This window comes from Pseudomonas sp. Tn43 (genome assembly GCF_014192635.1).
Classification (GTDB): Bacteria; Pseudomonadota; Gammaproteobacteria; order Pseudomonadales; family Pseudomonadaceae; genus Aquipseudomonas.
This window is the reverse complement of the sequence record NZ_JACHYG010000006.1, coordinates 392106-418176: the sequence shown is the minus strand read 5'-3', so window position 1 is coordinate 418176 and position 26071 is coordinate 392106. Positions and strand designations below refer to the sequence as shown.

The 26071-nt window shown below is 60.1% G+C and carries 18 protein-coding genes and 1 tRNA gene; 6 read left to right on the top strand and 13 right to left on the bottom strand.

The annotated features are described in order from the left end of the window. From FHW68_RS18435 to FHW68_RS18405, 7 genes are all read right to left on the bottom strand, one after another. Positions 1-1745, bottom strand: a 1745-nt coding sequence (locus tag FHW68_RS18435; protein WP_409258761.1) for a DUF5801 repeats-in-toxin domain-containing protein, incomplete at its 3' end; no start/stop codon positions are given. A gap of 296 nt (positions 1746-2041) precedes the next feature. Then, positions 2042-3034: a LacI family DNA-binding transcriptional regulator gene (locus tag FHW68_RS18430; protein ID WP_095630542.1), complete on the bottom strand. Its 993-nt coding sequence runs from the start codon at positions 3032-3034 to the stop codon at positions 2042-2044. 75 nt (positions 3035-3109) lie between these two features. Next, positions 3110-4612, bottom strand: coding sequence for a glycoside hydrolase family 32 protein (locus FHW68_RS18425; RefSeq protein WP_183682087.1), 1503 nt, complete (start codon positions 4610-4612; stop codon positions 3110-3112). After that, positions 4609-5754, bottom strand: a complete 1146-nt coding sequence (locus FHW68_RS18420; protein ID WP_095630544.1) for an ABC transporter ATP-binding protein — start codon at positions 5752-5754, stop codon at positions 4609-4611. The genes FHW68_RS18425 and FHW68_RS18420 overlap by 4 nt, the downstream gene beginning before the upstream one ends. A gap of 27 nt (positions 5755-5781) precedes the next feature. Further along, entirely contained in the window at positions 5782-6624 is an 843-nt protein-coding gene (locus FHW68_RS18415) for a carbohydrate ABC transporter permease (RefSeq protein WP_008074255.1), read from the bottom strand. Beyond that, positions 6621-7583 (bottom strand): carbohydrate ABC transporter permease, encoded by a 963-nt coding sequence (locus FHW68_RS18410; RefSeq protein WP_183682084.1) that lies wholly within the window; start codon positions 7581-7583, stop codon positions 6621-6623. The genes FHW68_RS18415 and FHW68_RS18410 overlap by 4 nt, the downstream gene beginning before the upstream one ends. A 21-nt stretch (positions 7584-7604) precedes the next feature. Further along, positions 7605-8879, bottom strand: a complete 1275-nt coding sequence (locus FHW68_RS18405) for an ABC transporter substrate-binding protein (protein WP_095630547.1) — start codon at positions 8877-8879, stop codon at positions 7605-7607. 168 nt (positions 8880-9047) lie between these two features. Between FHW68_RS18405 and FHW68_RS18400 the strand changes: the two genes are divergently transcribed. Next, positions 9048-10613, top strand: a complete 1566-nt coding sequence (locus tag FHW68_RS18400) for a carbohydrate porin (protein ID WP_183682082.1) — start codon at positions 9048-9050, stop codon at positions 10611-10613. 89 nt (positions 10614-10702) lie between these two features. Here FHW68_RS18400 and FHW68_RS18395 read toward each other — a convergent pair whose 3' ends face one another. The 4 genes from FHW68_RS18395 to FHW68_RS18380 all read right to left on the bottom strand — a co-directional run bounded on the left by FHW68_RS18395 (position 10703) and on the right by FHW68_RS18380 (position 17047). After that, the gene (locus FHW68_RS18395; protein ID WP_183682123.1) at positions 10703-12679 is read right to left on the bottom strand and encodes a metallophosphoesterase; all 1977 of its coding nucleotides are present in this window, start codon (positions 12677-12679) and stop codon (positions 10703-10705) included. 97 nt (positions 12680-12776) lie between these two features. Beyond that, positions 12777-13586, bottom strand: coding sequence for a diaminopimelate epimerase (gene dapF / locus FHW68_RS18390; RefSeq protein ID WP_183682120.1), 810 nt, complete (start codon positions 13584-13586; stop codon positions 12777-12779). A gap of 242 nt (positions 13587-13828) precedes the next feature. Continuing rightward, the gene (locus FHW68_RS18385; RefSeq protein ID WP_183682079.1) at positions 13829-15568 is read right to left on the bottom strand and encodes a dipeptidase; all 1740 of its coding nucleotides are present in this window, start codon (positions 15566-15568) and stop codon (positions 13829-13831) included. A 366-nt stretch (positions 15569-15934) separates the two neighbouring features. Next, entirely contained in the window at positions 15935-17047 is a 1113-nt protein-coding gene (locus FHW68_RS18380) for a CapA family protein (RefSeq protein WP_183682074.1), read from the bottom strand. A 152-nt stretch (positions 17048-17199) separates the two neighbouring features. Here FHW68_RS18380 and FHW68_RS18375 point away from each other — a divergent pair. After that, positions 17200-17274: transfer RNA gene (locus FHW68_RS18375), tRNA-Gln, on the top strand. 197 nt (positions 17275-17471) lie between these two features. Here the strand turns inward: FHW68_RS18375 and FHW68_RS18370 are convergent. Next, a complete protein-coding gene (locus tag FHW68_RS18370; RefSeq protein ID WP_183682071.1) occupies positions 17472-19472 on the bottom strand; it encodes a U32 family peptidase in 2001 nt (666 codons plus the stop codon). A gap of 110 nt (positions 19473-19582) precedes the next feature. Then, entirely contained in the window at positions 19583-21469 is a 1887-nt protein-coding gene (locus FHW68_RS18365) for a sigma-54-dependent Fis family transcriptional regulator (protein WP_095631149.1), read from the bottom strand. Positions 21470-21828: 359 nt separating this feature from the next. Here FHW68_RS18365 and FHW68_RS18360 point away from each other — a divergent pair, with 359 nt between their 5' ends. The 4 genes from FHW68_RS18360 to FHW68_RS18345 are packed head-to-tail and all read left to right on the top strand — an operon-like array spanning position 21829 to position 26059. Beyond that, on the top strand, positions 21829-22887 hold the full coding sequence (locus FHW68_RS18360) for an ATP-NAD kinase family protein (protein ID WP_183682068.1): 1059 nt from the start codon (positions 21829-21831) through the stop codon (positions 22885-22887). Between the two features lie 33 nt (positions 22888-22920). Then, positions 22921-23898, top strand: coding sequence for a thiamine pyrophosphate-dependent dehydrogenase E1 component subunit alpha (locus tag FHW68_RS18355; protein WP_095631147.1), 978 nt, complete (start codon positions 22921-22923; stop codon positions 23896-23898). A 32-nt stretch (positions 23899-23930) separates the two neighbouring features. Then, positions 23931-24950, top strand: a complete 1020-nt coding sequence (locus FHW68_RS18350) for an alpha-ketoacid dehydrogenase subunit beta (protein WP_183682065.1) — start codon at positions 23931-23933, stop codon at positions 24948-24950. Beyond that, complete coding sequence (locus tag FHW68_RS18345) at positions 24947-26059, top strand: acetoin dehydrogenase dihydrolipoyllysine-residue acetyltransferase subunit (RefSeq protein WP_183682060.1); 1113 nt, start codon at positions 24947-24949, stop codon at positions 26057-26059. The genes FHW68_RS18350 and FHW68_RS18345 overlap by 4 nt, the downstream gene beginning before the upstream one ends. Positions 26060-26071 lie beyond the last annotated feature (12 nt).

Genomic DNA, 26071 nt, shown 5'->3' with positions numbered 1-26071 from the left:
TCCAGCGGCTTGAGCAGGGTGAAGCTGTACACACCCGCGGCGGTGAGGCTGAAGGTGAACACGTCGGCACCGGCTACGCCGGCCTTGGCGGTGAGCGTGCCGCCCACGACGCTGTACACCAGCGCCACCCCGCCCGAACTCAGCGCCGGCAAGCCGCTGGTGTCACTCGACAAGGCATAGGTCAGCGGCGTGTCGGCGCCCGACTGGAAGATACCGGTCACGCTGCCACCGGCCGTGGTCGCCTCGCCAGCCACGTCGCCCGTACCCCCGGCAATGCCATTGGCCAGACCGTCCTCGTCGACGGTTCCGGTCACGGCGGTACCGGTCGCGGTCGGCCCGTCGTCCTCGAAAATCATTTTGGAGCCGATTTCGGTTTTCGAAATGGAGGCCTGGACCAGCGTGAAACCACCGATATCAAAATCGGCATGGGCAGTGCCCTTGGCATCGAGGGCCGCTCCGTTCTCGATGAGCACGCGGTTGTGATCCGACGTTGTGGTGTATTCAATCTGATAGCCGGCTTTAACGCCGGTGATGGTTGCGACGCCACCAGAAAAGGTAATGTTAATGCTCGGATCATTCACCGATCCGTTTGAGTTCTCGATCACCTGCCCGGTGCTGATGTTGAAAACCCGAACATTGGTGATGGCAACCGACGTATCACCCACATAACCGTTAATGAAGTTCGCGCCAGATTCAACAGCGGTGTTGAATGCACTGATTTTTACCACGGCACTCTTGCCGCTTTGCAGCTGTACGACGTCGAAATTGGCCATCTTCGCATTGAAGACGCCGGTAAAATCGATATTGGATTCAATATCTGCTTCGTTCTGATCCAGATTTGGAATGGTCATATCCTGCCGGGCACCCGTGACAAACGAATAACGAATGCCTTCCTGTTCCGTAATCATCTGGTTGTTGGTGCCGAAGGTGGTCGGGCCACCCGCCTGGCTGGTATTGATGGTGTCGCCAGTCGTTATATTGGCGCCGCTTGACTGGTCCGCGGGGTTCTTTCCGGTGGCGATGATGGTGGGGTCCGTGATCCGCACGACACCATTGACCGTTTCAGTTGCCGGGTTCGCTTTGGTGAACATCAGGAACAGGTTCTGCCCGGAGGGGGCATTGGCCAGGCTGAATTCCAGGTCCTGACTGGCTCCGATGAACACCTTATTCAGCAGATTGAGCGAATCATCGGGATTCGCCGTATCTGTATGCTTGAGCGGTTGGTACTCCACGGTCCAGATCTTGCCGCCCGAGACCGGCGATCCGGTTTCTTCGATGTAGGCGGCGAACACGATCGTGCCATTAGCGCCACCGGCCCGGCCCAGAACGATATTGTCGTTGTTCGCATCCGTGTAGAGAAGGATGCTGGTGCCATCGAGGGTATCCAGGCCACTGTCCAGACCATTGAGTGGTGCGCCATTGCTGTCGACGAAGCTGATATTGGTAATGGTGGCTCCGGGGTCGGGGGTGACGGTGAACGCATTGCTGCCTGTGTTGCCCACGGCACCGGTATAACCACTCAACGCTGCCCCCGTTGCGGTACCGGCGCCCAGGGCGGTCAAACGGGTAGCGAAGGTCGAGGGCAGGGAGGCCACCAGAATGTCATTGTCGTCAGCGTCGCCCGATGGGGCTGGCGTGGCGGTGGCATTTTGCAACCCGGATGTTTCGTCCAGCGAAACGCTCGCGCCGCTCCCGACCACGCTCAGAGCAATGGTCAGCGATGAGTTTTGTTCTTCAATAGTCATTACGTTTACCTGGGCAGTTGCGGTCATCTAGGCCTGACCGTTGACCTTTGGTCGCAACTATGGATAAGCGCCAGGTATTGCGCATCGGCGGATACTCCCAGACGGTGTGGGAGTTTCGGACTACTCGGGAGGGGAGGCGGGATGAGGCGAGAGGGCGCGGCGTGGCAGCGATCATGAGCAACAGTCATGATGCTGGGGGAAATTGGTGGTGAATCGGATGCCGGTAATAACTTCGTTCCGTAGTAAACACTCAACCCTTTACCGAGCGCTGGCCCTCGGTAAAGGGGGTTGATGGCTCACAACGACGTTCTGACCACCAATGGACAATCAACGCTCTGGGCTCCCTCTACCTCAAGGGCCTCAATCAGGTGCCGGGCCGCATTGCGACCGATCTCGTAGTACGGTAATTGCACCGTGGTCAGCGGCGGAATGAACAGTTCGGCAATGCCGATCATGTTGTCATAGCCGAGCACGGCGACATCGGCGGGAATTTTCAGACCTCGGCCCAACAACAGCTGATAGGCACAAAAGGCAATCCGGTCGTTGCCACAGATCAGGATGTCGAATTGCGGGCGACCCTCGATGATGTGCCGGTCGAGGATGGCTGCGGTTTCACCATAGGCGTCGTGATCGGAAAGGTCGTATTGCAGCAGCGCCTCAGGCGCAAGGCCAAATGCCTGACAGGCACGCTGCAGGCCTTTTTGTCGCAAGCCCCAGGCCAGGCTCTGTTTGGGCAAGTTGATACACAGCGGACGCCGATAGCCTTGGCTCAACGCGTGATGGACGGCTCGATACTGCCCCATTTCGTCATCGGGCACATAACTGACCAGGCGACTGTCATCTGCCAGGCAATTGGCGAGCACCAGGGGTTTGCTCTTCAAGCGTTCGGGAATGCACACCTGGCGAAACCCCATGGCGCTGAAGATCAACCCGTCGGGACGGTGCGACAGCATCAAGTCGATGTTCTGGTCGGTCGGCGGGTTGCTCAACAGGTTGAGGATGAACACATTCCAGCCCGCCTGCTGCGCGGTCTGTTCGATGGACAGCAGCAACTCGACCGCGAACGGTGTGGTCGCGGTGTCCAGCGCGAACACACCGATGGTGCGCGACTGGAGGTTGTCGCCGCGCATTTTGCGCGCCGACAGGCTCGGTACGAATTGCAGTTCGTCAATGGCGCGACGCACCCGCTGAAGGGTTTCTGGGCTCAGTTTTTCCGGGTTGTTGAGCGCTCGAGAAACCGTCATCAGGGACACGCCGGCCAGCTGTGCAACGTCTTTCACTGAAGTCATGCGAGGCGAGGCCGGTCAGGTTGACGCAGGATCATGACACAGGGCCCGGGTTTCCCGCGACTCGAATGACGCCGCTCATAGCCATCCCGAGGCCAGAGGCCACGCCTTGGGAATCGAGACACGGCCACCACTCCCATTGGCAAACAGCTTCACGCCCAGGCTGTCGGGTCGCGGATAGAACCGACTGCTGAGGCTGAAGCGTCCGTTTTCGTCGAACACCTCGATGGACGAGCGATCGAGGAACACCCGCAGTTCCAGTCGTTCTTGTGTCGGGTCAATCGCCACGCTGCGCTGGCCAGTGACTTGCGCACCCGCGCGACTGCGGTCAAGCACCAGACGTTGCAACGATGCATCGTAATAAAGCAGGGTTTCTTCTTGGCCATCGTCGCTACAACGCAAGGCGATTCCGAGGTGGCCGTGGGTGCAATCACGCAAATCCAGATGCACATGAATTTCGAGCATCTGGCCATTCACTTCCGGCACCCACCGGCTTCCCGAACCCTCCCACCAAGGCGCGCCCGGCAATGGCGCCATGCGCAGCGCGGTGAGCTCCCGTGCCGGATACACGCAAAGGCGATCGGCGTGCAGTTCAAGTTCGCGTGGCACGCCGAGCATGCCGCACCAGTGATGGGCCTGGCTCGGCATCGGGCTTTCCCACATGTCGAGCCACGCCCACACAAGGCGCCGGCCATCGGCCGCCAGGAGCGTTTGCGCGGCATAGAAATCGTGGCCGTTATCCAACTCGATAAAAGGCCCGCCGTTGAAGTGCCATTCGCTGTCGAGTTGGCCCACTCGATAACCGGTCTGGTATTTGTTGAGTCGATCGTAACCCTGGGGTTGCATGCCTTGAGGGGAGTAGAGCAGCACCTGGCGTCCGTTCAACCGGAACAGGTCCGGACATTCCCACATATAGCCATCGCCTGCGCTGCCGCTGGCCACATAGTTGAGGAACTCCCAGACGTGCAGATCCGTGGAACGGTACAGCGGCAGCAACGGTTTATCGCCCAGACGTGCGCCGGCAATCAGGTACCAGCCGTCATCCTCCTGCCATACCTTGGGGTCACGAAAGTGCATGATCGAATCGTGCGGCGCGGTCTCGATGACGGCGCCATGCTTGACGAACCGGATGCCGTCGCTGCTGGTGGCCAGGCACTGGACTTGACGGATCGAGCGCTCGTCACCCACGTCCCCCAGCCAGGTGTGCCCGGTATAGATCAGTGCCAGGGTATCGCCACACACCACCGCGCTGCCGGAAAAACAACCGTCTCGGTCAAAGTCATCGCCGGGCGCCAGCGCAATGGGCAGATGCTGCCAATGGACCAGATCGGTGCTCTTGGCATGCCCCCAATACATCGGGCCCCATTTCGCGTCGAAGGGGTGATGTTGATAGAACACGTGGTATTCGCCACGAAAGTACACCACCCCGTTAGGGTCGTTCATCCAGCCCACGGGAGGGGCAAGATGATAACCGGGACGATAATCATCGATGACGCGAGACAAACCGTCATTCAGCGCCTGTTGCGCAAGCTCAAGGGCAGCGGACATTGGAACACTCATGCAATTCAAAGACACAGTCATAGGGCGCTTGCTCGTGCCGAGCGCTGAGGGACGCCAGCCGGCAGGGTTTCAATGGCGTGTGGATGACGGCTCAAGGCCGTGCCGTCGGCGTCGAACAGGTGCAGGTTGTCGATGTCCAGTTGCAGCTCAACCCGATCGCCCGCTTGCCATCCGGCGCTGACCTCGCAACGACAGATCAGTGGTTCGTCCTGACCTGTCTCCAGGTGCACATAGGTTTCGCTGCCCAGGTATTCGACCGCGATCACCACGACGCCGGCAGTTCCGTCCACCGCTTTGAGCGACACGTGTTCCGGGCGAATCCCCAGAGTCAGCTGCGTGCCGGCCGCCAGGTTCGAGCTGTCGAAGGGCAGGGAGGTGACACCCCACACGAGGGTATCGACCAGGCTGGTTTCGCCTGGCGTCTGCAGGCGCGCCGACAGAAAATTCATTCTGGGCGAACCGAGAAAACCGGCGACAAAGCGGCTGGCCGGGCGCTCATAGAGTTCACGCGGTGAACCGACCTGTTCTACGCGACCACCATTGAGCACGACAATTTTGTCGGCCAGGGTCATCGCTTCAACCTGATCGTGGGTGACGTAGATCATGGTCGAGCCGAGCCGATCATGCAGTCGGGCAATTTCGTTGCGCATCTGCACCCGCAAGGAGGCATCCAGGTTGGAGAGCGGTTCGTCGAACAACAGAATGTCCGGTTCCCGCGCCATGGCTCTGCCCATGGCCACACGCTGACGTTGCCCACCGGACAGCTCTTTTGGCTTGCGTTGCAGCAGTTTGTCCAGTTGCAGGATTTGCGCGGTTTTCAGTACGCGCTCGCGCAGGCTGGCCTTGTCCGTCTTGGCCAGTTTGAGACCAAAACTGATGTTGTCGTAGACGCTCATATGCGGGTACAGCGCATAAGACTGAAACACCATGCCGACGCCACGCTCGCGGGGCTCCAGGTCGTTGACCCGACGCCCGTCGATCAGCAGGTCGCCGCCGCAGATCGAATCCAGGCCGGCGATCAGTCGCAGCAGGGTCGACTTTCCGCAGCCCGAAGGGCCGACGAACACCACGAATTCACCCGCCGCGATTTCCAGGCTGACGTCGCGAAGAATTCGCGCGCCGCCCAATTGTTTGTTCACGTTGTCCAGTTTCAATTTGATCACGATGCTGTTCCTTGTCTTTGTTGGGCATCAACCCTTTAACGCGCCGGCAGTGAGACCGGAAACGATTCGGCGCTGGAAGATCAGCACCAGAATCACCAGTGGGACGGTGACCACCACCGATGCAGCCATCAACAACCCCCAAGGCAACTCATGGGGGCTGCCGCCGGAGATCAGGGCGATAGCGACCGGCACCGTGCGTTGGGTGTCGGTGAGGGTGAAGGTCAGGGCAAACAGGAACTCGTTCCACGCGGCGATGAAGGCCAATAGGCCGGTGGTGACCAGTGCGGGCCAGAGCAGCGGCAACAGCACGCGGGTCAGCGTGACCCAGGGCGAGGCGCCATCCATGATTGCCGCTTCTTCCAGTTCATGGGGCAGTTGTCCCATGAACGTGGTCAGCACCCAGACGGTGAAGGGCAGGGTGAAAATCGTGTAGCTCAGAATCAATGCCCACGACGTGTTGTACAGGCCTAGCGCGCGGATCACTTCAAACAGCCCCGACAACACCGCGACCTGTGGAAACATCGACACACCAAGAACCATCATCAAGACCGTGCCACGCCCCCGAAACTTCACCCGGCCCAAGGCATAGGCGGCGGTCAGGCTGAGGAATAGCGCCAGGGTCACCACGCACAGCGCAACCACCAGCGAGTTGCCGATCGCCCGCAGGAATGAGGCTTGATTGAGCACCGCCGCGTAGTTGGAGAAGTCGGGGTTTTCAATCCAGTAACTCACCTCGAACAAGGCGCTGGACGGCTTCAGAGACGTCACGATGGCGTAGTAGAAAGGGAAGACCGCATACAGCAGCAACACCCCGATCAGACACCAGAACCCGAGGCGCAACAGGGCTTTTTTCAGTAGGCGCAGGTTCATGAGCGGACCTCCAGTTGACGGCGTCCGAGGTAGAGATAAAGCAGGGCGATGACCGCAACCACCAGGAACAGCAGCGTTGAGGCCGCGCTGCCGTAACCGACGTCCTGGAACTCCACCAGGTGCTGGCGGGCATACACCGACATGCTCATGGTGCTCGACGAGTTCGAGGTCAGCACATAGATCACATCGAACACCCGCAGCGAGTCGAGGATGCGGAAGATCGCCGCTACCAGCAGTGCGGGCATCAGCAGGGGCAGCGTGACACGCCAGAACACCTTCAGTGGATGAATGCCGTCGACCCTGGCGGCTTCGTAGCAATCGCTTGGCAACATCTGCAACGCGGCCAACATCAGCAGCGTGACAAACGGGACGGTCTTCCAGACATCGACGATGATCACCGCCCACATCGACAAATCCGCATCGGCCGTCCAGGCCAGAGGGACCTCTATCAAGCCAAGGCTGAGCATCAGGTGATTGATGATGCCGAACTGGTCGTTAAGCATCCATGACCAGATCTTCGCCGAGACAATGGTTGGAATCGCCCAGGGAATCAGAATCATCGCCCGCACCAGCGAACGGCCGGTGAACTTGATGTTCAGCAGCAACGCCACCAGCAGCCCCAGTACGACTTCCAGCCCCACCGATACCACGGTGAAATGCAAGGTGTTGCGCACCGCATTCCACCATTGCGGATCGACCAGAATGCCCGACCAGCTGGAACCGTTGTGGAACAGATAATTGCCAAAGCCTATGAAGGTTCCGCCACCGGTGTCCGCCAGGTTGGCGTCGGTCAGGCTGAACCAGAATGTGCGCAGCAGCGGCCAGGCTGCCACCAGGGTCAGACACAGCAACATTGGCATCAGGAACAGCCAGGCGGCGCGTACCCGGCGACGTTGTATGGGCGTCTCCCTGGTGAGCAGCAGCTCGTCACCGGGGACATGGGTTGTAGAGACAGACATGGTGATTTCCTTCCTTGTGGCTTACCAGTTCCGGCGTTTGATACGTGTAAGTTCGCTTTCCAGATCGGCCAGTGCCTGATCGACAGGCAACTCGCCCGCCAGCACGCCATGCACTCGATCGAAGAACGCATTGGTGACCCGTGGATAGCGATCGGCAGTGATGGAGGCGGGGCGCATGACCCCATCGTTGAGAATGCTGTGCAACTGAGCGTAATAAGGCATCGCCGCGAGCAGGTCTGGATCTTGATACAGCGACTCGATGACCGGGTTATAGGCACCGATCAGGGCACGATGTTTTTGCTCTCGGGCGCTGGTCAGGTAGCTCACCAATTCGGCGGCCAGTTCTGGATGAGCGCTGTAACGCGATACCGCCAGGCCCCAGCCACCGAGGGTGGATGCATGGGTGCCGGTCTCGCCGCCACGGGGCAGGGGAGCGACCCCGACCTTGTCTTTTACAGCGCTGTCCTGGCTTTGCACCAGGGCCCAGACATACGGCCAGTTACGCATGAACAGCGCATTGCCCGACTGGAACACGCCCCGGCCTTCTTCTTCGGTGTAATTGAGCACGCCGGGCGGGGAGATGTCGCCGACCCAACTTTTGGCCAGGGTCAACGCTGTTCTTGAGGCCTGACTGTTGACCACGATGTCGCCTCGTGAATTGACCAGTCCGCCTTGCGGTTGACTGCTGATCCACTCCAGCGCATTGCACGTCAGGCCCTCGTAGGCGCGCCCTTGAAAGATATAACCCCAGGCATTGGGGTTTCCGGCGGTGCGCTCAGCCTGTTGAATAGTTTTGGCGGTAGCGGTCATTTCCTCCCAGGTCTGGGGCACCTGCTGGTTGTACTTCTCGAGCAAGTCCTTGCGGTAATACAGCAGGCCCGAGTCAGTGAACCACGGCATCGTCACCAGCCGTCCGTTCACCGTGGCGTTGTCCACCTGTGCCTGGAAATAGCCTTGGGTCGCGTTGGCGGGAAGCACCTGGCGCAGATCCAGCAGATGTTTGGCCAGCATCCCCGGCCACACCATATCGATTTGAATGATGTCGATGTCGCTGGACTGCGCACTGAGGATCTGTTGGTAGAACGACAATCGCTCGGTTGCCGAGTTAGGCGTGGAAACCACCTCGACGTTGTTGCCAGTCTGTTTCGACCACGCCTGCACAGCCTCTTTGCAGAGTTGCAACTCCGCACCTACCGCCCCGCACGAGATCGTCAAATCGGCGGCGCTCGAGAGGGATGGAAGCCCGGCGCAGAGGGTAAGCAGTGCTGCTGGAAGAAGAGATTTGAGCTGTTTCATAAAGCCCTCTTTATTTTTGTTTTTAGAAAAGTTAACGTTAACATCGCCAAATGTAGCAGCGTATTTGCGATGAGGCATCCTTTTTTTCGTCGATTTTGGCAAATCACGACTCTCGACAGAAAAGGTCGGTCGCAGGACCAAACAATAAAAACAAAACAGGAAATCCCCATGCAGAAAGCATCAAGCTGGCTACTCGCAGGCGTGCTCGGCACCTCGGCGGCGACCACTCAAGCCGCGACTCTGGAACAACGAATGGCCGCGTTTGAAGCGCGTGCCGCCGCTGCGGAAAAACGCGCCGCCGCAGCCGAGCAGCAAACCCAGGCACTCGCCAGGGAATTGCAGCAGATCAAACTGGCGACTCCTGCCTTGCAACCGGCGGCGTCTACTGCAGCCGCCACTGCGGCGCCTACTTTGGACACTCGACTGGCAAAACTCGAAGCCCGCCAGCAAAGCATGGAAAAGCAAGACAGTAGCGGACACCTGACTGACGGTTTCAGCTTCAAGGGTTACGCCCGCTCCGGATTGCTGATCAACGATGGGCTGGGCGGTGGTCGTGGCGGCCCTTACACAACACCTGCCGGTTCAGTCGGTGGTGCCGTCGGGCGACTCGGTAACGAAGACGACACCTACATGCGCATAGACCTGGCGAAAGAAATCTACGCGCAGAACGGCACCCGTTCCAAATTCACCGTGTCCATCGCCGACGGTGTGGAAAGCTCCAACGACTGGACCGCCGACGAGAGCAATCTGAACGTGCGTCAGGTGTTTACCGAGCTCGATCATCTCGCCGCCTTCAAGGGCAATTCAGTGTTCGAGAACTCCACCCTGTGGGCAGGCAAACGATTCGACAGAGACAACTTCGATATCCACTGGCTGGACTCGGACGTCGTCTACCTGGCTGGCACCGGAGGGGGTATCTACGATGTGCAGATGAACAAGCACTGGCGCTCGAATTATTCCTTGATGGGGCGCAACTATGGGGATTTCAGTGAGGGCGGTGTCAATGCCGATGTGGAAAGCTACATCCTGACCTCCAACCAGTTCTTCGATGATGGTCAGTGGCAGTGGATGTTCAACGGCATTGGCTCAAAGAAAAACGACTTTGCCACTCGCACCAATGAAGCGGGCCTGACGCCTGCGGATTCCGGCTTGCACAGCATGCTGGCCAATCACCAGAAAGACTTTTTCGGCCGCGAAGGCTTCTTTAAAACAGCGCTGCTCTACGGGCAAGGCCTGGGGGCAGAGGTCAAGAACATCGGTGCGGATGGCGAGCTGATTGACGATGCCCGCGCGTTGCGTCTGGCGCTTTACGGCGAGACGCCCATTGCCCCCGGCTGGCGCATAGGCCCCAGTTTGCTGGCCGAACAAAGCAAGGACAGATACGTCAAGGGTGACGACTATCGCTGGATGACGTTGAACGTGCGGTTAGCCAATGAAATCAACAGCAATTTCGAGATGGCCTACGAGATGAGCTGGCAAACCATGGACCTCGACCCCAAGGGCTACATGCAACGTAATGCGGTCGATGGCAACTTCTGGAAATTCACGATTGCCCCGACATTCAAACCTGACGTTGGAGACCTGCTCACACGCCCTGAATTGCGAGTGTTCGCAAGCCTGATGAACTGGTCTTCGGATCTGGACGGATACAGTTCCACAGACAACTTCGGCAAGTCGGACTTCAACGCCGGCGGTGTATGGCAGTACGGCATACAGATGGAAACCTGGTTCTGATGTCGGCTTCATCTGTGTAGGCGTCAGGCTTGCCGGCGAAGGTGTCTTTGAAAACGCCTTCGCCGGCAAGCCTGGCGCCTACGAAGCGTTCATGAGGCGGTTTTTCCACGTTGAATCACGATCGGCGGCTCGATCAGTTGCAGTTCGAGCGCCCCCGAGGCTGGCACGAAGCGCGGGCCAGTGCTTTCAGGTGTTGCCCGCAACCTCCAGGTGCGCTGTACCTTTGCCAGTTTGGCGACTCCCGATCCCAGGGACCAGCGCCGGCAGACCTTCTCCAGCTTGAGTGGATAAATGGTCAGTTCGTCGCCTTTGAAATGCATGCGCAGGAAGCATTTGTGGTCGGCGATGCACTGCGAAGAGAAAACCGCCTCGCTGTGCAGCCCCCAAAAGGTATTGCCCATCACCATCCAGGCACCGAACAACAGGCCTCCCAAACTGCCGCCGAGCACCAGCGTCTCCGCCAGGAACAACACAACCTGGTGCAGGTTTTCAACCTCCAGCTGCAGGTAGTGGATGTTGACACGGCCCATCAACCACAGCAGGCCGATTGCCAGTGCCAGATGAAGGACCCCGTGAACAGCCCCAATGGCATAGGCGAGCTTTCGGGTGCGCTTGACCCCGGCGGCAGAGAACACGGCGCAACCCAGCACGATGATCACGGCGAACATCACCGACGAAGGACTGTGGGACAAGACCAGGAGCAGATGTCGCCAAACTTCGCTGATGTTGGGAACAGATGCCTGGAGGTCGGACAATACGTCCATCAGGCTGCGGTTGCCTCGTGCCGGGTGGGGCACCGTGCTTGCGCTTTGTACCATCCAGTCGAACAGCAGATACAAGATGGCCAGCATGCCGCAGAACGAGAGATTGCGGGTAGGCAGCCGCCATGCCCGGTTACGCAGTTGCTCGGAGGTCTTTTTGGCCGGATAGACCGCCGCCAGCTCGTAATGCTGGCGGGTTCCGCCCACGTTGATCGGCTTGGGCGGATCGGGAAGGTGATGGGTGGCATTCAAGAAGGCGCCGCCGCCTCCGCAGGTGATGCGCTGCGGCGCCGGGGTGCCCGCTTTTGGCTGATAGCGCGCGTAATGGTGTGAGTCGCCGGCCAGGACTACCGCAAGGTGGTCACCCAAGAGTTCCTCGATCTCGCGCAGGCTGCGAAAGCGCGGCGTCTGGGTTTCGATCGAGGGCAAGGCCTTGCTGTCTTCCCGTGCCAGCCGTTCGGCCTCGTCCACCCAGCTTGGCTCGGGTGTGCAGAGGATCACGCGATCGCCTGGCTGCAATTTGGCGTGCATCTGCTGGAAGTATTGCTTCTGCTGGCGGTCGATCATGGATTCAAACTGCAGATCCAGGCCCCAGACCCACCAGCCATTGGGCAACTGCAGCACGTAGTAACCGGTGCGCTGACGGGTTTCCCAGGCGCCGATGGGCTTCTGCTCGCAAAACAGTTGGGAGAAACCGCGCAGACCGTCATACCAATCATGGTTGCCGGGCGTCGCCAATATCCACGGCGCACCCGGCTGCCGCACGGGCTGGGCCTGGTCATCCGGGCGTTCCTTGGGTACCGGCGCGGGAAATGCGGCGCGGAAGGGGTCAAGGAAACGGGTGCGATACCCATTGCCGGCTGGCGTGGGATAGACCTGATCGCCGCCGAGCAGCAGCACGTCGCCGCGCGGCAGTGAGCGCTGGTGTTCCGGCAACTCGACAGCCTGGCTGACACACAGCGCCATCGAGTAGGTGGAGTCCCAGCCATCGCCGGTATCGGCCAGATAATCGATCCACACGTCACCGTCGGCAACCACCTGGATGGGCGGGTTAGAGTCCCGGGGGTTGAGCATCGCCAGCACTTCGCGCGGGTCGGCGAAGGCTCCCATCGTGGTGGCGACAGCCGTTTGTATGCCCGTGCGCATCAGTTGCAACGGACCCAGCCAGTTGACCATCGCCTCCTGGGTATAAAGCTCGATGCGGCTATTGAGCGTGGAAGAGTGGGTGGAACGGGTCATGGCGAGGGGCGGAGTGTGCGGCGTACGCACTTCTCCAGCGCGAAACTCAATCGAATGCTCCTTCATCATCCAGCCTCCATTGCTGTAACGAGTTCAGGTACCGCAAAAGGATGATCTTTTGTCGGTCGATTCAGAATAGGTCAGTTACGCGATAGCTGCCGGTTCAGGAGACGTTGTCGTGAACGGTTCCAGAAAACGTTGTCTCTACCGGCCCGATGAGAAAGACAGGTCCCACGCCATCCCATCGAACCGTTACAGTGCCGCCATCACATTCGACCTCAACGCAATGATCTAACAAGCCACGACGAATGCCGTTAACAGCGGCGCCACAAGAGCAGGAGCCTGAACCGAGTGGAATCCCGCCTCCGCGCTCCCAGATACGCAATCGAATGTGCTTTCGATTAATGATCTGGACGAAATGCACATTCGTCTTGAGGGGGAATAGCGGGTTAGTTTCAATGGTTGGTCCGAGGGTCGCGATATCGATGGCGGTTAGATCTTCGACGAAATAGGTGCAGTGCGGATTGCCCATACTGGTCGCTGCCGGGTCACCCGCCAGGGGTAAAACAGCCGTATCCAGTTCCAGCGCCAGGGGAATTTGCGCCCAGCCGAAAAGCGGTTCCCCCATGTTGACGGAAATCGCACCGCTTGAAGTTCGCTCACACGTGAGTAGGCCACGGTTGGTTCGCAGTGTTATCGATGTAGTATTTGATTCGCGCATCAGCCTATCCGCGGCGCCCCGGGTTGCGCTGCCGCACGCATCCAGGGTGGAGCCATCGGCATTCCAGAACATCAGGCGCGCAAAGGCATCATCGCAATCGAGCATTACCGCGAGTTGATTGAACCCGATTCCCCGATGTCGATCACCCATGCGCCTGGCCATGGCGCTTGTCATTGGATTGGCCGAATTTCGCGAGTCCACAATGACGAAGTCATCGCCATTGGCGTGCATTTTATGAAAACTTAGCGACATAAATTGATCCCACTGAATTCCAGGCAATTTCAGCCGTGACGCACCCGTTGTAGCAGCTGCCGAGCCTGCGTTCGGCTGCGAAGCAGTCGTAAAACCAGAAATTATGGTGTGTGTCAGGCAGACCGTATCTGTCGGACTCACGACTGCTGCGCAGCCTCGCAGGCTCGGCAGCTGCTACGGATAACATGACGTCTTGACTGATTGACAGACCCGCCACAATAGCGGGTCCGAAAGGGGAAGAGTCAGAGTGTCGGCATCTGCCCGATGCGCCCGAACATTTCGGTCACGATCTGCAGGTCCAGCAAGAACTGGTCGACGGTCTTGAACTCGTTGTCGTTGTGGCCGGTGTACTTGACCTCGGGCCTGGCCAGGCCGAATTGCACGCCATTGGGCAGCTCATGGACCGAAGTGGCGCCGGCAGAGGTGCCGAACTTGTGTTCCATGCCGAGGTTTTCGCTGGCCACGGCCAGCAGGGCCTTGACCCATTCGCCCTCAGGGTTGCGGTGCATCGGCTCGGCGATCGAGTAGTCAAAGGCCGCCGCAATCTGGGTCTTCTTGCTCCAGGTGCCAAGCTTGTCGGCGATTTCGGTCTGGAGCACTTCCGGGGATTTGCCTTTGGGCACCCGCAGGTTGACCGCGAGCTTGAAGGCTTTTTCATCCATCCCGATGTAGGTCAGGGAGGCGGTCAGCGGCCCCATGAAGTCATCGGAAAAGCCGACTCCCAATTTGCCACCCAGGTAGTCCAGCCCCCAGTTGTCGGCGGCGTAGCGGGCGGCATCGGTGATGTGGTTGTGCTTGAGCGCGACCTTCCCGTCGAGGCTGTTGATGAAGTCCAGCATCCTTGCCACCGGGTTGACGCCTGATTCGGGCTCGGAGGAATGGGCGGAAACGCCGGTGACGGTCAGTTTGACGTCCTTGCCGACGACCTTGGCGCTCACCTCGAAGTTACCGCCATTGCGCTTGGCATAATCGCTACCTGCCTTCTGCAGGCTGGCAGCCAATTCGGCGGGCTTGGCAGTTACCAGGGTGGCGACCGACGTCGATGGAATCTGGTTGGTTGCCAGGCCGCCCGTCATTGCTGTGATTTCGGCGCCTTTGCCCTGTGCGGCGCGACGAGGAAAACTGGCCATGACGGTGCCATAGCCTTTCTCGGCAATCACCACCGGATAGCCGCCATCCAGCGCCAGGTTGTAGTTGGGTGTCGGATTCTTTTCGAAGTAATAAGGGATGGCGTCGCCGGTGGTTTCTTCGGTGGTGTCGATCAGCAGCTTGAAATTCCTCGCCAGCGGCAGCTTCTCTTCCTTGATGATCTTCATGGCGTAAAGCGCCACCACGATACCGTTCTTGTCATCCTCAGTGCCCCGGCCATACAGGCGGTCGCCGACCAGGGTGACTTTGAACGGGTCGAGTCGGGTGCCGTCTTTCAAGACCCAGTTTTCTGGCGTCACGGGCACCACATCGGCATGCGCGTGAATACCTACGACTTCGTCGCCATTGCCCGCGAGGGAGATTTCATAGACGCGGTTGTCGATGTTGCGAAAGTTCAGGTTGAACGCTTGGGCAAGGCCCTTGAGCTTGTTGGCGATCTTGATGAATTCGGGATTGTCATGCTGGGCAACGCCGTCCACGCGGAAGGTCGGGATTGCCACCAGCTCGCGCAGAGTCTCGGTGGCAGCGTTGCCGTATTTCACCCGTGCATAGAGGCCGAGCAGGCGATGGATCTCGTTCTGTTGTTCCGCAGTAAGCGGCTTGTTGCCCTGGAAGGCACTGATTGCCGGGCCGAGATCGCTGGCGTGGGCAAGGTCGCTCTTGGCCAGGCGTCCCAGGAATTGCCTGAAATCGGTGACCGACGTGTCACTGAAGGTCTTGAGGATGGTCGCGCTCTGTTGCGGGGTGATGTTGGCGTGCGCTGAGGTGGTGAACGACGAAAGGCTGGCCACCATCAGGGTGGTCGCGGCCAGGTGCTTGAGTGAGAAATCCATTGTTGGGGCATTCCTTTGCAGGCAGGTTGTAAGAAATATCTGCTCGATGAGTCAGAAACGTTGCCAAACTAACACCACCAAGGAGTGGTACGGGAGTCCCTGAAGTAGGATTTTTCGCACAAAAATGCAAAAGTGACGCAGGCTTGCTTCTGTGGCGAGGGGGCTTGCCCCCGTTCGGCTGCGAAGCAGTCGTAAAGCTTTTGAGGCCGCTTCGCGACCCAACGGGGGCAAGCCCCCTCGCCACAGAGTAAAATCAGAAATTGTGGTGTGTCAGGCAGACTGCATCTGTCGGACTCACGACTGCTACGCAGCCAAACGCAGCCTCGCAGGCTCGGCAGCTGGTACATGGATTGCGTCGTGGCGCTCTTACCAACGCAACTCGAAGGCATTATTCGCCCCCGGCAAGATGCTGCTGCCCAAGCGTGCGCACTCGTGAGCAAGGGTGTCGTGCAGCCATTGATGGTCATCCCCTTCGGCGCGACAGATGCGAAAGCCACGCAAATGAGTGGGGACCAGGTCCAGCGACTGCAGGTGCCCGTTCGGGGCCAGCGAGGCAAAGTACAGAAGCCCCAGGTCGCCGCGAAAGGCTGTGTGGCCCTCGATGCCTTCGTAGTCGTTCAGCAGATCACCGCAGCCATAGAGAATCAGGCGTTCGCGGTACACCTCAATGCCCTTGATGTGGTGCGAGGAATGTCCATGCACCAGGTCAACTCCGGCCTCATCGATCAAGGCATGGGCGAACCGGACCTGTTCGCGTGGGATATCGAATCCCCAGTTGCCGCCCCAATGAATGGAGACGACCACCAGGTCCCGTGGTTTTTTGTCCCGGAGTATTCGTTCGACCACAGGGCGCAGGCTGTGCTTCGACAGATCCTCCAGGCACGCAACGCCTGCGCCTTTGTCCGTGGCGGCCCAGTCCGACGCTATGCCGCTGTCAGGTGCGCCGAGGCCATACACCAGCAAGCGTCGCCCGCCAGGCTGTGGCAACACGGCGGGTGCCTCGGCAGATTGCCGGTTGTGCCCGGCGCCGGCGCTGCGCATGCCGTTGCTCGACAAGGTATCCAGCGTATCGACCAGGCCGGCGGCTCCCCAGTCCAGCACATGATTGTTGGCCAGCACGCAACAGTCGATGCCGGCTGCGCTGATGACCGGGAAGTTCTCCGGGCTCATGCGGTAATGGATGCCTTTTGGCGCCGGTCGTCCACGGCGGGACACTGCTGTTTCCAGATTGATGATGCGTGCGTGTGGCTGGCGACGTTCAAACTCATCCAATGCGGCGCCCCAGACATAAGTGAAATCGACGGGGAGGGGAATCGGGCCATTGAGTCTTTCTGCCAGCCGGACATAAACGCCGGCATTCTTGACGTAGTCTTCATAAAGCTGCGGATCGCCAGGATGCGGCAGTATGGCGTCAATGCCACGGGCGGTCATGACGTCGCCGGCGAGAAACAGCTTCAGGGAGTCAGTATCAGTTGCCATGGCACCCTCCAGCATCAAGAGTAAGCATCTGTTTTAAAACAAATATATTTTTGTGTTGGCCTTCCCAGGCGATGAGAAAGTTGATAAATTGCCGCCCGTTCTTGCAGCAACCCTTACAGGGTTTATAGGGCAAGGGCATTCGCTACAGATACAGGGGCGTCGCCAAGCGGTAAGGCAGCAGGTTTTGATCCTGCCATGCGTTGGTTCGAATCCAGCCGCCCCTGCCATTTTCCTGATACTCATCCAAGTATGGCTCCGCCGGCAGGTAGTGCGGGAGTCCTGGAGAGTCATCTACAAAGAAAACGCCAACGCCGATCCGGCCTGGCGTTTTTTTATGCCTGCCAATCCCTCAGGGTGATGTCTTTAACGTTCAGCCTTGCCAATGCAGCGAGCGCGGCGCCGTAGCGGCGCGCTCGCCAGTCACTCAGTGGGGTGCGCGAGGGATGGTCTTGAGCAGTTCCTCGGGGCTGATGTAGCCGACGACCGGCTCTACCGCGCTGCCCGGTTGCGGCAAGTCAAGGATGTGCCCCTTCATCTTGCCGATCACGTGCATTTCGCAAGGCTTGCAGTCGAACTTCAGCGTCAGCACCTCATCACCATGCACCAGTTGCATCGGCGCGACTTTGGTACGCACGCCGGTAACGCCCTTGGCCTGTTTGGGGCAGAGGTTGAAGGAGAAACGCAGGCAGTGCTTGGTGATCATCACCGGCACCTCGCCGGTCTCCTCGTGAGCCTCATAGGCCGCGTCGATCAGCTTGACGCCGTGGCGGTGATAGAAGTCCCGGGCTTTCTGGTTGTAGACATTGGCCAGGAACGACAGGTGCGACTCCGGGTACACCGGTGGCGGCTCGATCTCGGCCTTGCGACCACCACGAGGGTGGGCTTTGATGCGGGCTGTGGTCAGCGCTTCGATGACTTCGCGGCGCAAGGCCTTGAGCTGCGAGTTGGGAATGAAATACGCCTGCGGTGCATCCAGTTCGATCGCCGTGGCGTGATACTGAGTAGTACCCAGTTGGCCGAGCAGGTCGTGCAGTTGCTCCAGCGCCTGCTCCGGCTTGTTGGCCAGACCGAACGGACCGTTCAGGGTGACACTCACACTGACACCTTCCTCGCTGGTGGCGGTCAGCTCCAGGCGCTCCTCACGCAGGCGAGCGACCCAGGCAACACCGACCCGGCGCTCGGCGGAAGTCTTGAGCAGGGCCTGCTGCCAGTTGTGGTCCAGGTTGCGGCTCAACGGGTGATTCGGTCGCAACTGGTGCAACCCGTTTGGCATCTCATTGGGCTCCACACGGTAGCGGTAGCGCTTTTCCCCGTCCTCTTCGAACTCGCCCTTCGGCTCGGCGATGTTGGTACGCCAGCCCACGACTTCACGCTTGACCAGCACATTGAGGCCGTCGCCGTTGGACAGCGGTTCGTGGGTAACCACCAGCAGATCGCGCTTGCCGACTTTCTCCACCACGCCTACCGGCAGGCCGGTGAAGGTCGGTGTGTCGAAGGCGCCAATGTCGATCTTGCGGTCGCTGACGAAGTAGTCGGTGCTGCCACGGTGGAAGGTTTTGTCCGGATCGGGCACAAAGAAGTGTGCAGTGCGGCCGCTGGACGCGCGAGCCAGGTCCGGGCGGTCTTCGAGGACATCGTCCAGGCGCTGGCGATACCAGGCGGTGATGTTCTTCACATAGCCCATGTCTTTGTAGCGACCCTCGATCTTGAACGAGCGCACGCCGGCTTCCACCAGCGCGCGGATGTTGGCGCTCTGGTTGTTGTCCTTCATCGACAGCAAGTGTTTTTCGTAAGCGATCACACCGCCTTTTTCGTCCTTGAGGGTGTAGGGCAGGCGGCAAGCCTGGGAGCAGTCGCCACGGTTGGCGCTGCGGCCGGTCTGCGCATGGGAGATGTTGCACTGGCCGGAGAACGCCACGCACAACGCGCCGTGGATGAAGAATTCGATCGCCGCATCGGTTTCGTCGGCGATGGCACGGATCTCCTGCAGGTTCAGCTCGCGGGCCAGTACCAATTGGGAGAAGCCGGCCTGATCGAGGAATTTCGCCCGCGCCAGGGTGCGGATGTCGGTCTGGGTGCTGGCGTGCAGCTCGATCGGCGGGATGTCCAGCTCCATCACGCCCAGGTCCTGGACGATCAGCGCGTCGACGCCGGCGTCGTACAACTGGTGGATCAGCTTGCGCGCCGGCTCCAGCTCGTTGTCGTGCAGGATCGTGTTGATGGTGGTGAACACCCGGGCGTGGTAGCGACGGGCGAATTCCACCAATTGGGCGATATCGCTCACCTCGTTACAGGCGTTGTGGCGGGCGCCGAAGCTCGGGCCCCCGATGTACACGGCGTCGGCGCCATGCAGGATGGCCTCGCGGGCGATGGCCACATCGCGGGCGGGGCTAAGCAGTTCCAGATGATGTTTGGGCAGGGACATATTTTTTTAGTCGGGCTTGTCACGGTCGAGGTGCGCATTGTAGCGGCGAAATGCTTGATCAGCACCCACAGGCCCCTCCGCTGACGAGCGGCAACCGGATGAAACTGTGGTCAGCCTCTGCCAGGCATGTCGATGTCATGTTGATGCACCCGTCGATACAGCGTTGCCCGTGAGATGCCCAAAGCCTTGGCCGCGGCGGTGGGTTTCCAGCGATGACGCACGAGGGCATCGATCAGTGCCTGGCGTTCCGGACTGGCGCAGCGTTCCACAGTGTCAGCTGAAGCGGGATCATTGAGTCGGTGGCCGAGCAGTTGTTCCGGCAAGTCACTCAACTGAATCAAATGGGTCTCGCACACCGCACAGGCGTAACGCAGTACGTGCCGCAGTTCGCGCACATTTCCCGGCCAGCGATAGCCGAGCAGGCATTCCAGCGCAGCGCTTCCCAGTTGTACCGCTATTCCACAGGCCGACGATTCTTCTTCGAGTATCCGGTTGATCAAGGCCAGCCGATCGCTGCGCTCGCGCAACGGCGGTAACTGGAACCGCGCACCTCTGAGGCGAAAATACAGGTCCTCGCGAAACTCCCCAGAGGTCACCAATGCTTGCAGATCGCGGTGGCTCGCGCAGACGACCTGAATGTCGATCGCTTTGCTTCGCGACGCTCCCAGAGGCGCCACTTCGCCCTCGGCTAAAACCCGCAACAGGCGGGTTTGCAGGGCCAGGGGCATATCACCGATTTCATCGAGAAACAGCGTGCCGCCGTGGGCCTGTTCCAGCAGACCTTGCATGCCTTTGCTCGAAGCACCGGTGAAGGCGCCAGCCACATAACCAAACAGCTCACTTTCGATGAGGTTTTCGGGAATCGCTGCGCAGTTCAGCGCGATAAATGGTCGATCACGGCGCAAGCTGGCCTGATGCAGTTGGCGGGCGAAGACTTCCTTGCCAGAACCGGTTTCTCCCTGGATCAGCACCGGTAGATTGCGGTCCTTGACCCGTACCGCAAGGCGCAGGCTTTCTTCCAGTCGCGGGTCGAGTTCGGCGGGGGACAGTACCCGACGCGCCGGGGTGCGTTTGATCCGCCGTGGCGCGTTGAGTCGGCCATGCAAGGTGTGGCGGGCTCCCTGGCAGTGAAACAGGCAAAGCGATTCGTCCCTGGCCCGATGCAATAGCTGTTGATCGAACACGTGGTCGATGTGTTCCGGCACTCGACCCAAGCTTTGCGACAGCCACTGCCGCGCCGCGGGGTTCAGCGCTTGCAGTCGTCCGTCATCGTCCCAGGCGAGCAGGTAATCGGGTTGGCTGTCGACGTAGCCCGGGCTGTTGTGGGCTCGCAGCACCCAGTAGCCCTGGGCACTGCTCATGAAAAACGCCTGTTCTATTTCCCGCGCGCTCTGCACCACCATTTGCCGGATCAGGTGTTGCGAGCGGCGGTCATCCGCAGAGCGCACCGCGGACACATCGAGCACGCCGAGCAGTTCGCCTCGAGGGTCGAAGACGGGCGCTGCAGAGCAGGTGAGCCCGATAAAAGCGGCGCGGAAGTGATCTCGCTTATGCACCGTGACCGGCGTCCGTGCGGTCAGCACCGCGGCCACGCCACAGGTGCCTTCTTCACCTTCTGACCAGCAGGTGCCCAGGTACAGGCCGGCTTTGCGGCAGTCATTGCGGATCGCGCTTTCCACGCGGTAGTCGATGGTCTGGCCCTGGGCATCGGTCAGCAACACGCAGTAGTCGGCATCGCGCACCCGACCATGGAGGCGGGCGACTTCTTCGCTGGCGATACGCAGGAACAGCTCTGAGCGTTCTTGACACTCTTGCAGCACGTTTTGCGAAAGGATCCGTGGCCCTTGTAATGAGCCGGGGTCCAGGTGGTGCTGCTCCATGGAGCGGCGCCAGGAGTCCAGAATCAAGTCCGGCACGGGCAGCTGCGGCAGGTGCGCTGCGTTCTTCAAAACACGGCTGACGCAATCCACGTGCGCCTTCGAGTGGGCGGAAAGCATTTAAGGTCTCCGGTTCGATGTTCTTTTAGTTGTGCGGCCATTAAGCGCCGTTCACGGACGCTCGACAAGCATCGGTTCACTCACGACGGCGGTGAGACGCAACGTCTCAAGGTCTCACCACGACCCGGTGCCGGCTGACATGGGACGTCTCAATCGAGCGTGATCCCAACCTTCATGGACTCAGGTCGGAGCCGCTCTGGAACAGGCCTCCTGGCGCTTTTTTGCAAATCTGGCACCGGCTTTGCTCTAGCCCCTGAAACGTAGCCCCAGCAACCAGTGCGCTGGCAACCCGATAATAAAAAGAGGTGCCCTATGTCCTCCTGCCGAGGCTTTTTCCCTGTTCTACCCGCGGTGCTGGCATGAGTCGCTTGCCATTGACCGTCGGCATCATTGCCAACCCCGCGTCCGGCCGGGATGTACGGCGCCTGACGGCGAATGCCGGGTTGTTTTCCAGCACCGACAAGGTCTCGGTGATCCAGCGTTTGCTGGCAGCTTTTGGTGCCACCGGTGTCGAGCGGGTGCTGATGCCCACCGACATGACCGGTATCGCCGCCGCGGTGTTGAAGAACAGTCATGGCCGCCAGGCGCGTGACAGCCACTGGCCTACCCTGGAGTTCCTCGACCTTACCTTGCGCCAGAGCGTGGCGGACACCCGCCAGGCTGCGCGCTGGATGGCTGAACGCGGCGTATCGCTGATCGCCGTACTTGGCGGTGACGGCACCCACAAAGCGGTGGCTGCAGAAGTCGGCGACATTCCACTGCTGACACTGTCGACGGGGACCAACAATGCCTTTCCGGAACTGCGTGAGGCCACCAGTGCCGGGCTGGCCGGCGGGTTATTCGCCAGCGGGCGGATTCCACCCGAAATCGCTTTGCGCCGCAATAAACGTCTGCTGGTGCGGATTGCGAACCGCGATCTGTGCGAAGTGGCCTTGGTGGACGTGGCGGTGTCCTCGCTGCCGTTTATCGGTGCCCGCGCCATCAGCCGTGGGATCGATCTGGCGGAGGTGTTTGTAACCTTCGCCGAACCTCAGTCCATTGGCCTTTCGGCGCTCTGTGGCTTGTGGTTTCCGGTATCGCGCCAAGCCCCCAATGGCGCCTGGATGCGCCTTGATCCGCACTCTTGCGAAGCGTTGCTGGTGCCACTGGCGCCCGGCCTGCTGCAAGGCTGCGGCGTACTCGCCGCCGCCAGTCTTGAACCGGGCGTTGCCCATGGTCTGAGCCTGACCAGCGGCACCCTGGCCCTGGATGGCGAGCGGGAAATCGAATTCAACGCCCCTGATTTACCCACCGTTACCCTCGATGCCGGCGGTCCGCTGAGCATCGATGTCAATGCGGCGCTGGCCTATGCAGCGCGAGAGCGGCTGCTGGCCATCGGCCGTGAACATCCGCAACACCCCTTGAACCTTGCACCTTGAAACCTGAGCCTCAAGACACCCTGGAGAATAAAAATGTCGACACAGCTGACCGCTGATCAATTGCTGCATGCCTATCGGGTGATGCGCACCATCCGCGTCTTTGAAGAGCGCTTGCACGTGGAGTTCGCCACTGGCGAGATTCCCGGTTTCGTTCATCTTTATGCCGGTGAAGAAGCCTCGGCCGCCGGTGTCATGGCGCACCTGGGGGATGATGATTGCATCGCCTCCAACCACCGTGGCCATGGTCATTGCATCGCCAAGGGCGTTGATGTGTACGGGATGATGGCCGAAATCTACGGCAAGAAAACCGGGGTCTGCCAGGGCAAGGGCGGCTCCATGCACATTGCCGATTTCGAGAAGGGCATGCTCGGCGCCAACGGCATCGTCGGCGCCGGCGCACCGCTGGTTGTGGGCGCGGCTCTGGCCGCCAGACTCAAAGGTACCGACAGCGTTGCGGTGGTGTTCTTCGGTGACGGCGGCTCCAATGAAGGGGCGGTATTCGAAGCGATGAACATGGCTTCGGTGTGGAACCTGCCGTGCCTGTTCGTTGCCGAGAACAATGGCTATGCCGAGGCCACGGCCTCCAACTGGTCTGTGGCGTGCGATCACATCGCCGACCGCGCAGCCGGCTTCGGCATGCCCGGGGTCACCGTCGACGGCTTCGATTTTTTCGCTGTTCATGAAGCCGCCGGTGCCGCCGTGGAGCGGGCTCGCGCCGGTGAAGGACCGTCGCTGATCGAGGTCAAGCTGACCCGCTATTACGGCCATTTCGAGGGCGACGCCCAGACCTACCGGGCACCGGACGAGGTCAAGTATTTCCGCGAGCACAACGACTGCCTGATGCAGTTTCGCGAACGCACCACCCGGACCGGTCTGATTAATGCCAGCCAGTTGGACCAGATCGATAGCGAAGTGGACCTGCTGATCGAAAATGCCGTGCGCAAGGCCAAGTCCGACCCCAAGCCGAGCGCGGCCGACCTGCTGACCGACGTCTACGTTTCCTATCCCTGAACGCCCCCATAACAAGAATCGAGACCTTCATCATGGCGAGAAAAATCAGTTATCAGCAGGCAATCAACGAAGCCCTGGCCCAGGAAATGCGTCGCGACTCCAGCGTGTTCATCATGGGGGAGGACGTCGCTGGCGGCGCCGGTGCTCCCGGTGAAAACGACGCCTGGGGCGGGGTGCTAGGCGTGACCAAGGGCCTCTATCACCAGTTCCCCGGACGTGTGCTGGACACGCCGCTGTCGGAGTTGGGTTATGTCGGGGCCGCGGTAGGCGCAGCGACCTGTGGTGTACGCCCGGTGTGTGAATTGATGTTTGTCGACTTTGCCGGTTGCTGCCTGGACCAGATCCTCAATCAGGCGGCCAAGTTTCGCTACATGTTCGGTGGCAAGGCCTCCACTCCGTTGGTGATTCGCACCATGGTCGGCGCGGGCCTGCGGGCAGCGGCCCAACACTCGCAAATGCTCACATCGCTGTGGACCCACATCCCCGGGCTGAAAGTCGTCTGCCCGTCGTCTCCTTATGACGCCAAGGGCCTGTTGATCCAGGCTATTCGCGACAACGACCCGGTGATCTTCTGCGAACACAAACTGCTCTACAGCATGCAGGGCGAGGTACCGGAAGAGCTCTATACCATCCCGTTCGGTGAAGCCAATTTCCTGCGCGATGGTAAAGACGTGACGCTGGTCTCCTATGGGCGCACGGTCAATACGGCGATGGATGCAGCCCGCAACCTGGCCGCGCGAGGCATTGACTGCGAGGTCATCGACCTGCGCACCACCAGCCCGCTGGACGAAGACAGCATTCTCGAAAGCGTGGAAAAGACCGGGCGCCTGGTGGTGATTGACGAAGCCAACCCGCGCTGTTCCATGGCCACTGACATCTCGGCCCTGGTGGCGCAAAAAGCCTTCGCCTCGCTCAAGGCGCCGATCGAGATGGTGACTGCGCCGCACACCCCGGTGCCCTTCACCGACGCCCTGGAAGACCTTTATATCCCTGATGCGGCGAAGATCGAGAACGCCGTGCTCAAGTTGATCGAGTGGAGCAAGCGTTCATGAGCCAGATTCATACCCTGACAATGCCCAAGTGGGGCTTGTCCATGACAGAAGGCCGGGTCGATGTCTGGCTCAAGGAGGAGGGCCAGGCGATCGCCAAGGGTGATGAAGTGCTCGATGTGGAAACCGACAAAATTTCCAGCAGCGTCGAGGCGCCGTTTTCCGGTGTGCTGCGTCGGCAGATCGCGCGCCAGGATGAAACCCTTGCGGTCGGTGCGTTGCTCGGCATCGTGGTCGACGGCGAAGCCAGCGAGGCCGAAATCGATGCAGTGATCGAGCAGTTTCAGGCCACGTTCGTGCCGGGTGACGGCGCCGAGGAAGACACTGGGCCGAAACCGCAGAAGGTCGAACTGGACGGGCGGCTGATCCGTTACTTCGAGCGCGGTGAGGGCGGGGTGCCGTTGCTGCTGGTGCACGGGTTTGGCGGTGATCTGAACAATTGGATGTTCAATCATGAAGCACTGGCTGCCGAACGCCGGGTGATTGCTCTGGATCTGCCAGGCCATGGCGAATCGACCAAACAACTGGAGCACGGAAACCTGGATGAACTGAGCGGCGTGGTGCTGGCATTGCTCGATCACCTGGACATCCCCTCAGCGCATTTGGTGGGTCACTCCATGGGCGGCGCGGTATCACTGAACACAGCGCGTCTGGCGCCACAACGGGTTCGTTCCCTGACTTTGATCGGCAGCGCCGGTCTGGGCGCGGACATCAACGGCGATTACCTGCAAGGTTTTGTCGAGGCGGCCAGCCGCAATGCCCTCAAGCCACCGCTGGTGCAACTGTTCTCCGACCCCGAACTGGTCAATCGGCAGATGCTCGAAGACATGCTCAAGTACAAGCGCCTCGAAGGGGTGGACACAGCCCTGCGCCAGCTGGTTTCGGGATTGTTCAAGGAAGGACGGCAACAGTTCGATCTGCGCGACGTGGTGCAAGAAAGCCGGCAGCCGGTGTTGCTGATCTGGGGCGGTGACGACGCGATCATTCCTGCCGCCCACAGTGCTGGCCTGACAGCTCGGGTCGAGATCCTGCCGGGCCAGGCGCACATGGTGCAGATGGAAGCGGCCGAGCAGGTCAACCGGCTGATTCTGGACTTTGTGCAACAACACTGATGCTCCCATGGC

Coding starts and splice junctions, on each gene's coding strand:
- FHW68_RS18430 (WP_095630542.1), bottom strand. CDS start 3,034: ATGACTTCAGTGAAAGACGTTGCACAGCTGGCCGGCGTGTCCCTGATG.
- FHW68_RS18425 (WP_183682087.1), bottom strand. CDS start 4,612: ATGACTGTGTCTTTGAATTGCATGAGTGTTCCAATGTCCGCTGCCCTT.
- FHW68_RS18415 (WP_008074255.1), bottom strand. CDS start 6,624: ATGAACCTGCGCCTACTGAAAAAAGCCCTGTTGCGCCTCGGGTTCTGG.
- FHW68_RS18410 (WP_183682084.1), bottom strand. CDS start 7,583: ATGTCTGTCTCTACAACCCATGTCCCCGGTGACGAGCTGCTGCTCACC.
- FHW68_RS18405 (WP_095630547.1), bottom strand. CDS start 8,879: ATGAAACAGCTCAAATCTCTTCTTCCAGCAGCACTGCTTACCCTCTGC.
- FHW68_RS18400 (WP_183682082.1), top strand. CDS start 9,048: ATGCAGAAAGCATCAAGCTGGCTACTCGCAGGCGTGCTCGGCACCTCG.
- FHW68_RS18395 (WP_183682123.1), bottom strand. CDS start 12,679: ATGAAGGAGCATTCGATTGAGTTTCGCGCTGGAGAAGTGCGTACGCCG.
- dapF (WP_183682120.1), bottom strand. CDS start 13,586: ATGTCGCTAAGTTTTCATAAAATGCACGCCAATGGCGATGACTTCGTC.
- FHW68_RS18385 (WP_183682079.1), bottom strand. CDS start 15,568: ATGGATTTCTCACTCAAGCACCTGGCCGCGACCACCCTGATGGTGGCC.
- FHW68_RS18380 (WP_183682074.1), bottom strand. CDS start 17,047: ATGGCAACTGATACTGACTCCCTGAAGCTGTTTCTCGCCGGCGACGTC.
- FHW68_RS18370 (WP_183682071.1), bottom strand. CDS start 19,472: ATGTCCCTGCCCAAACATCATCTGGAACTGCTTAGCCCCGCCCGCGAT.
- FHW68_RS18365 (WP_095631149.1), bottom strand. CDS start 21,469: ATGCTTTCCGCCCACTCGAAGGCGCACGTGGATTGCGTCAGCCGTGTT.
- FHW68_RS18360 (WP_183682068.1), top strand. CDS start 21,829: ATGAGTCGCTTGCCATTGACCGTCGGCATCATTGCCAACCCCGCGTCC.
- FHW68_RS18355 (WP_095631147.1), top strand. CDS start 22,921: ATGTCGACACAGCTGACCGCTGATCAATTGCTGCATGCCTATCGGGTG.
- FHW68_RS18350 (WP_183682065.1), top strand. CDS start 23,931: ATGGCGAGAAAAATCAGTTATCAGCAGGCAATCAACGAAGCCCTGGCC.
- FHW68_RS18345 (WP_183682060.1), top strand. CDS start 24,947: ATGAGCCAGATTCATACCCTGACAATGCCCAAGTGGGGCTTGTCCATG.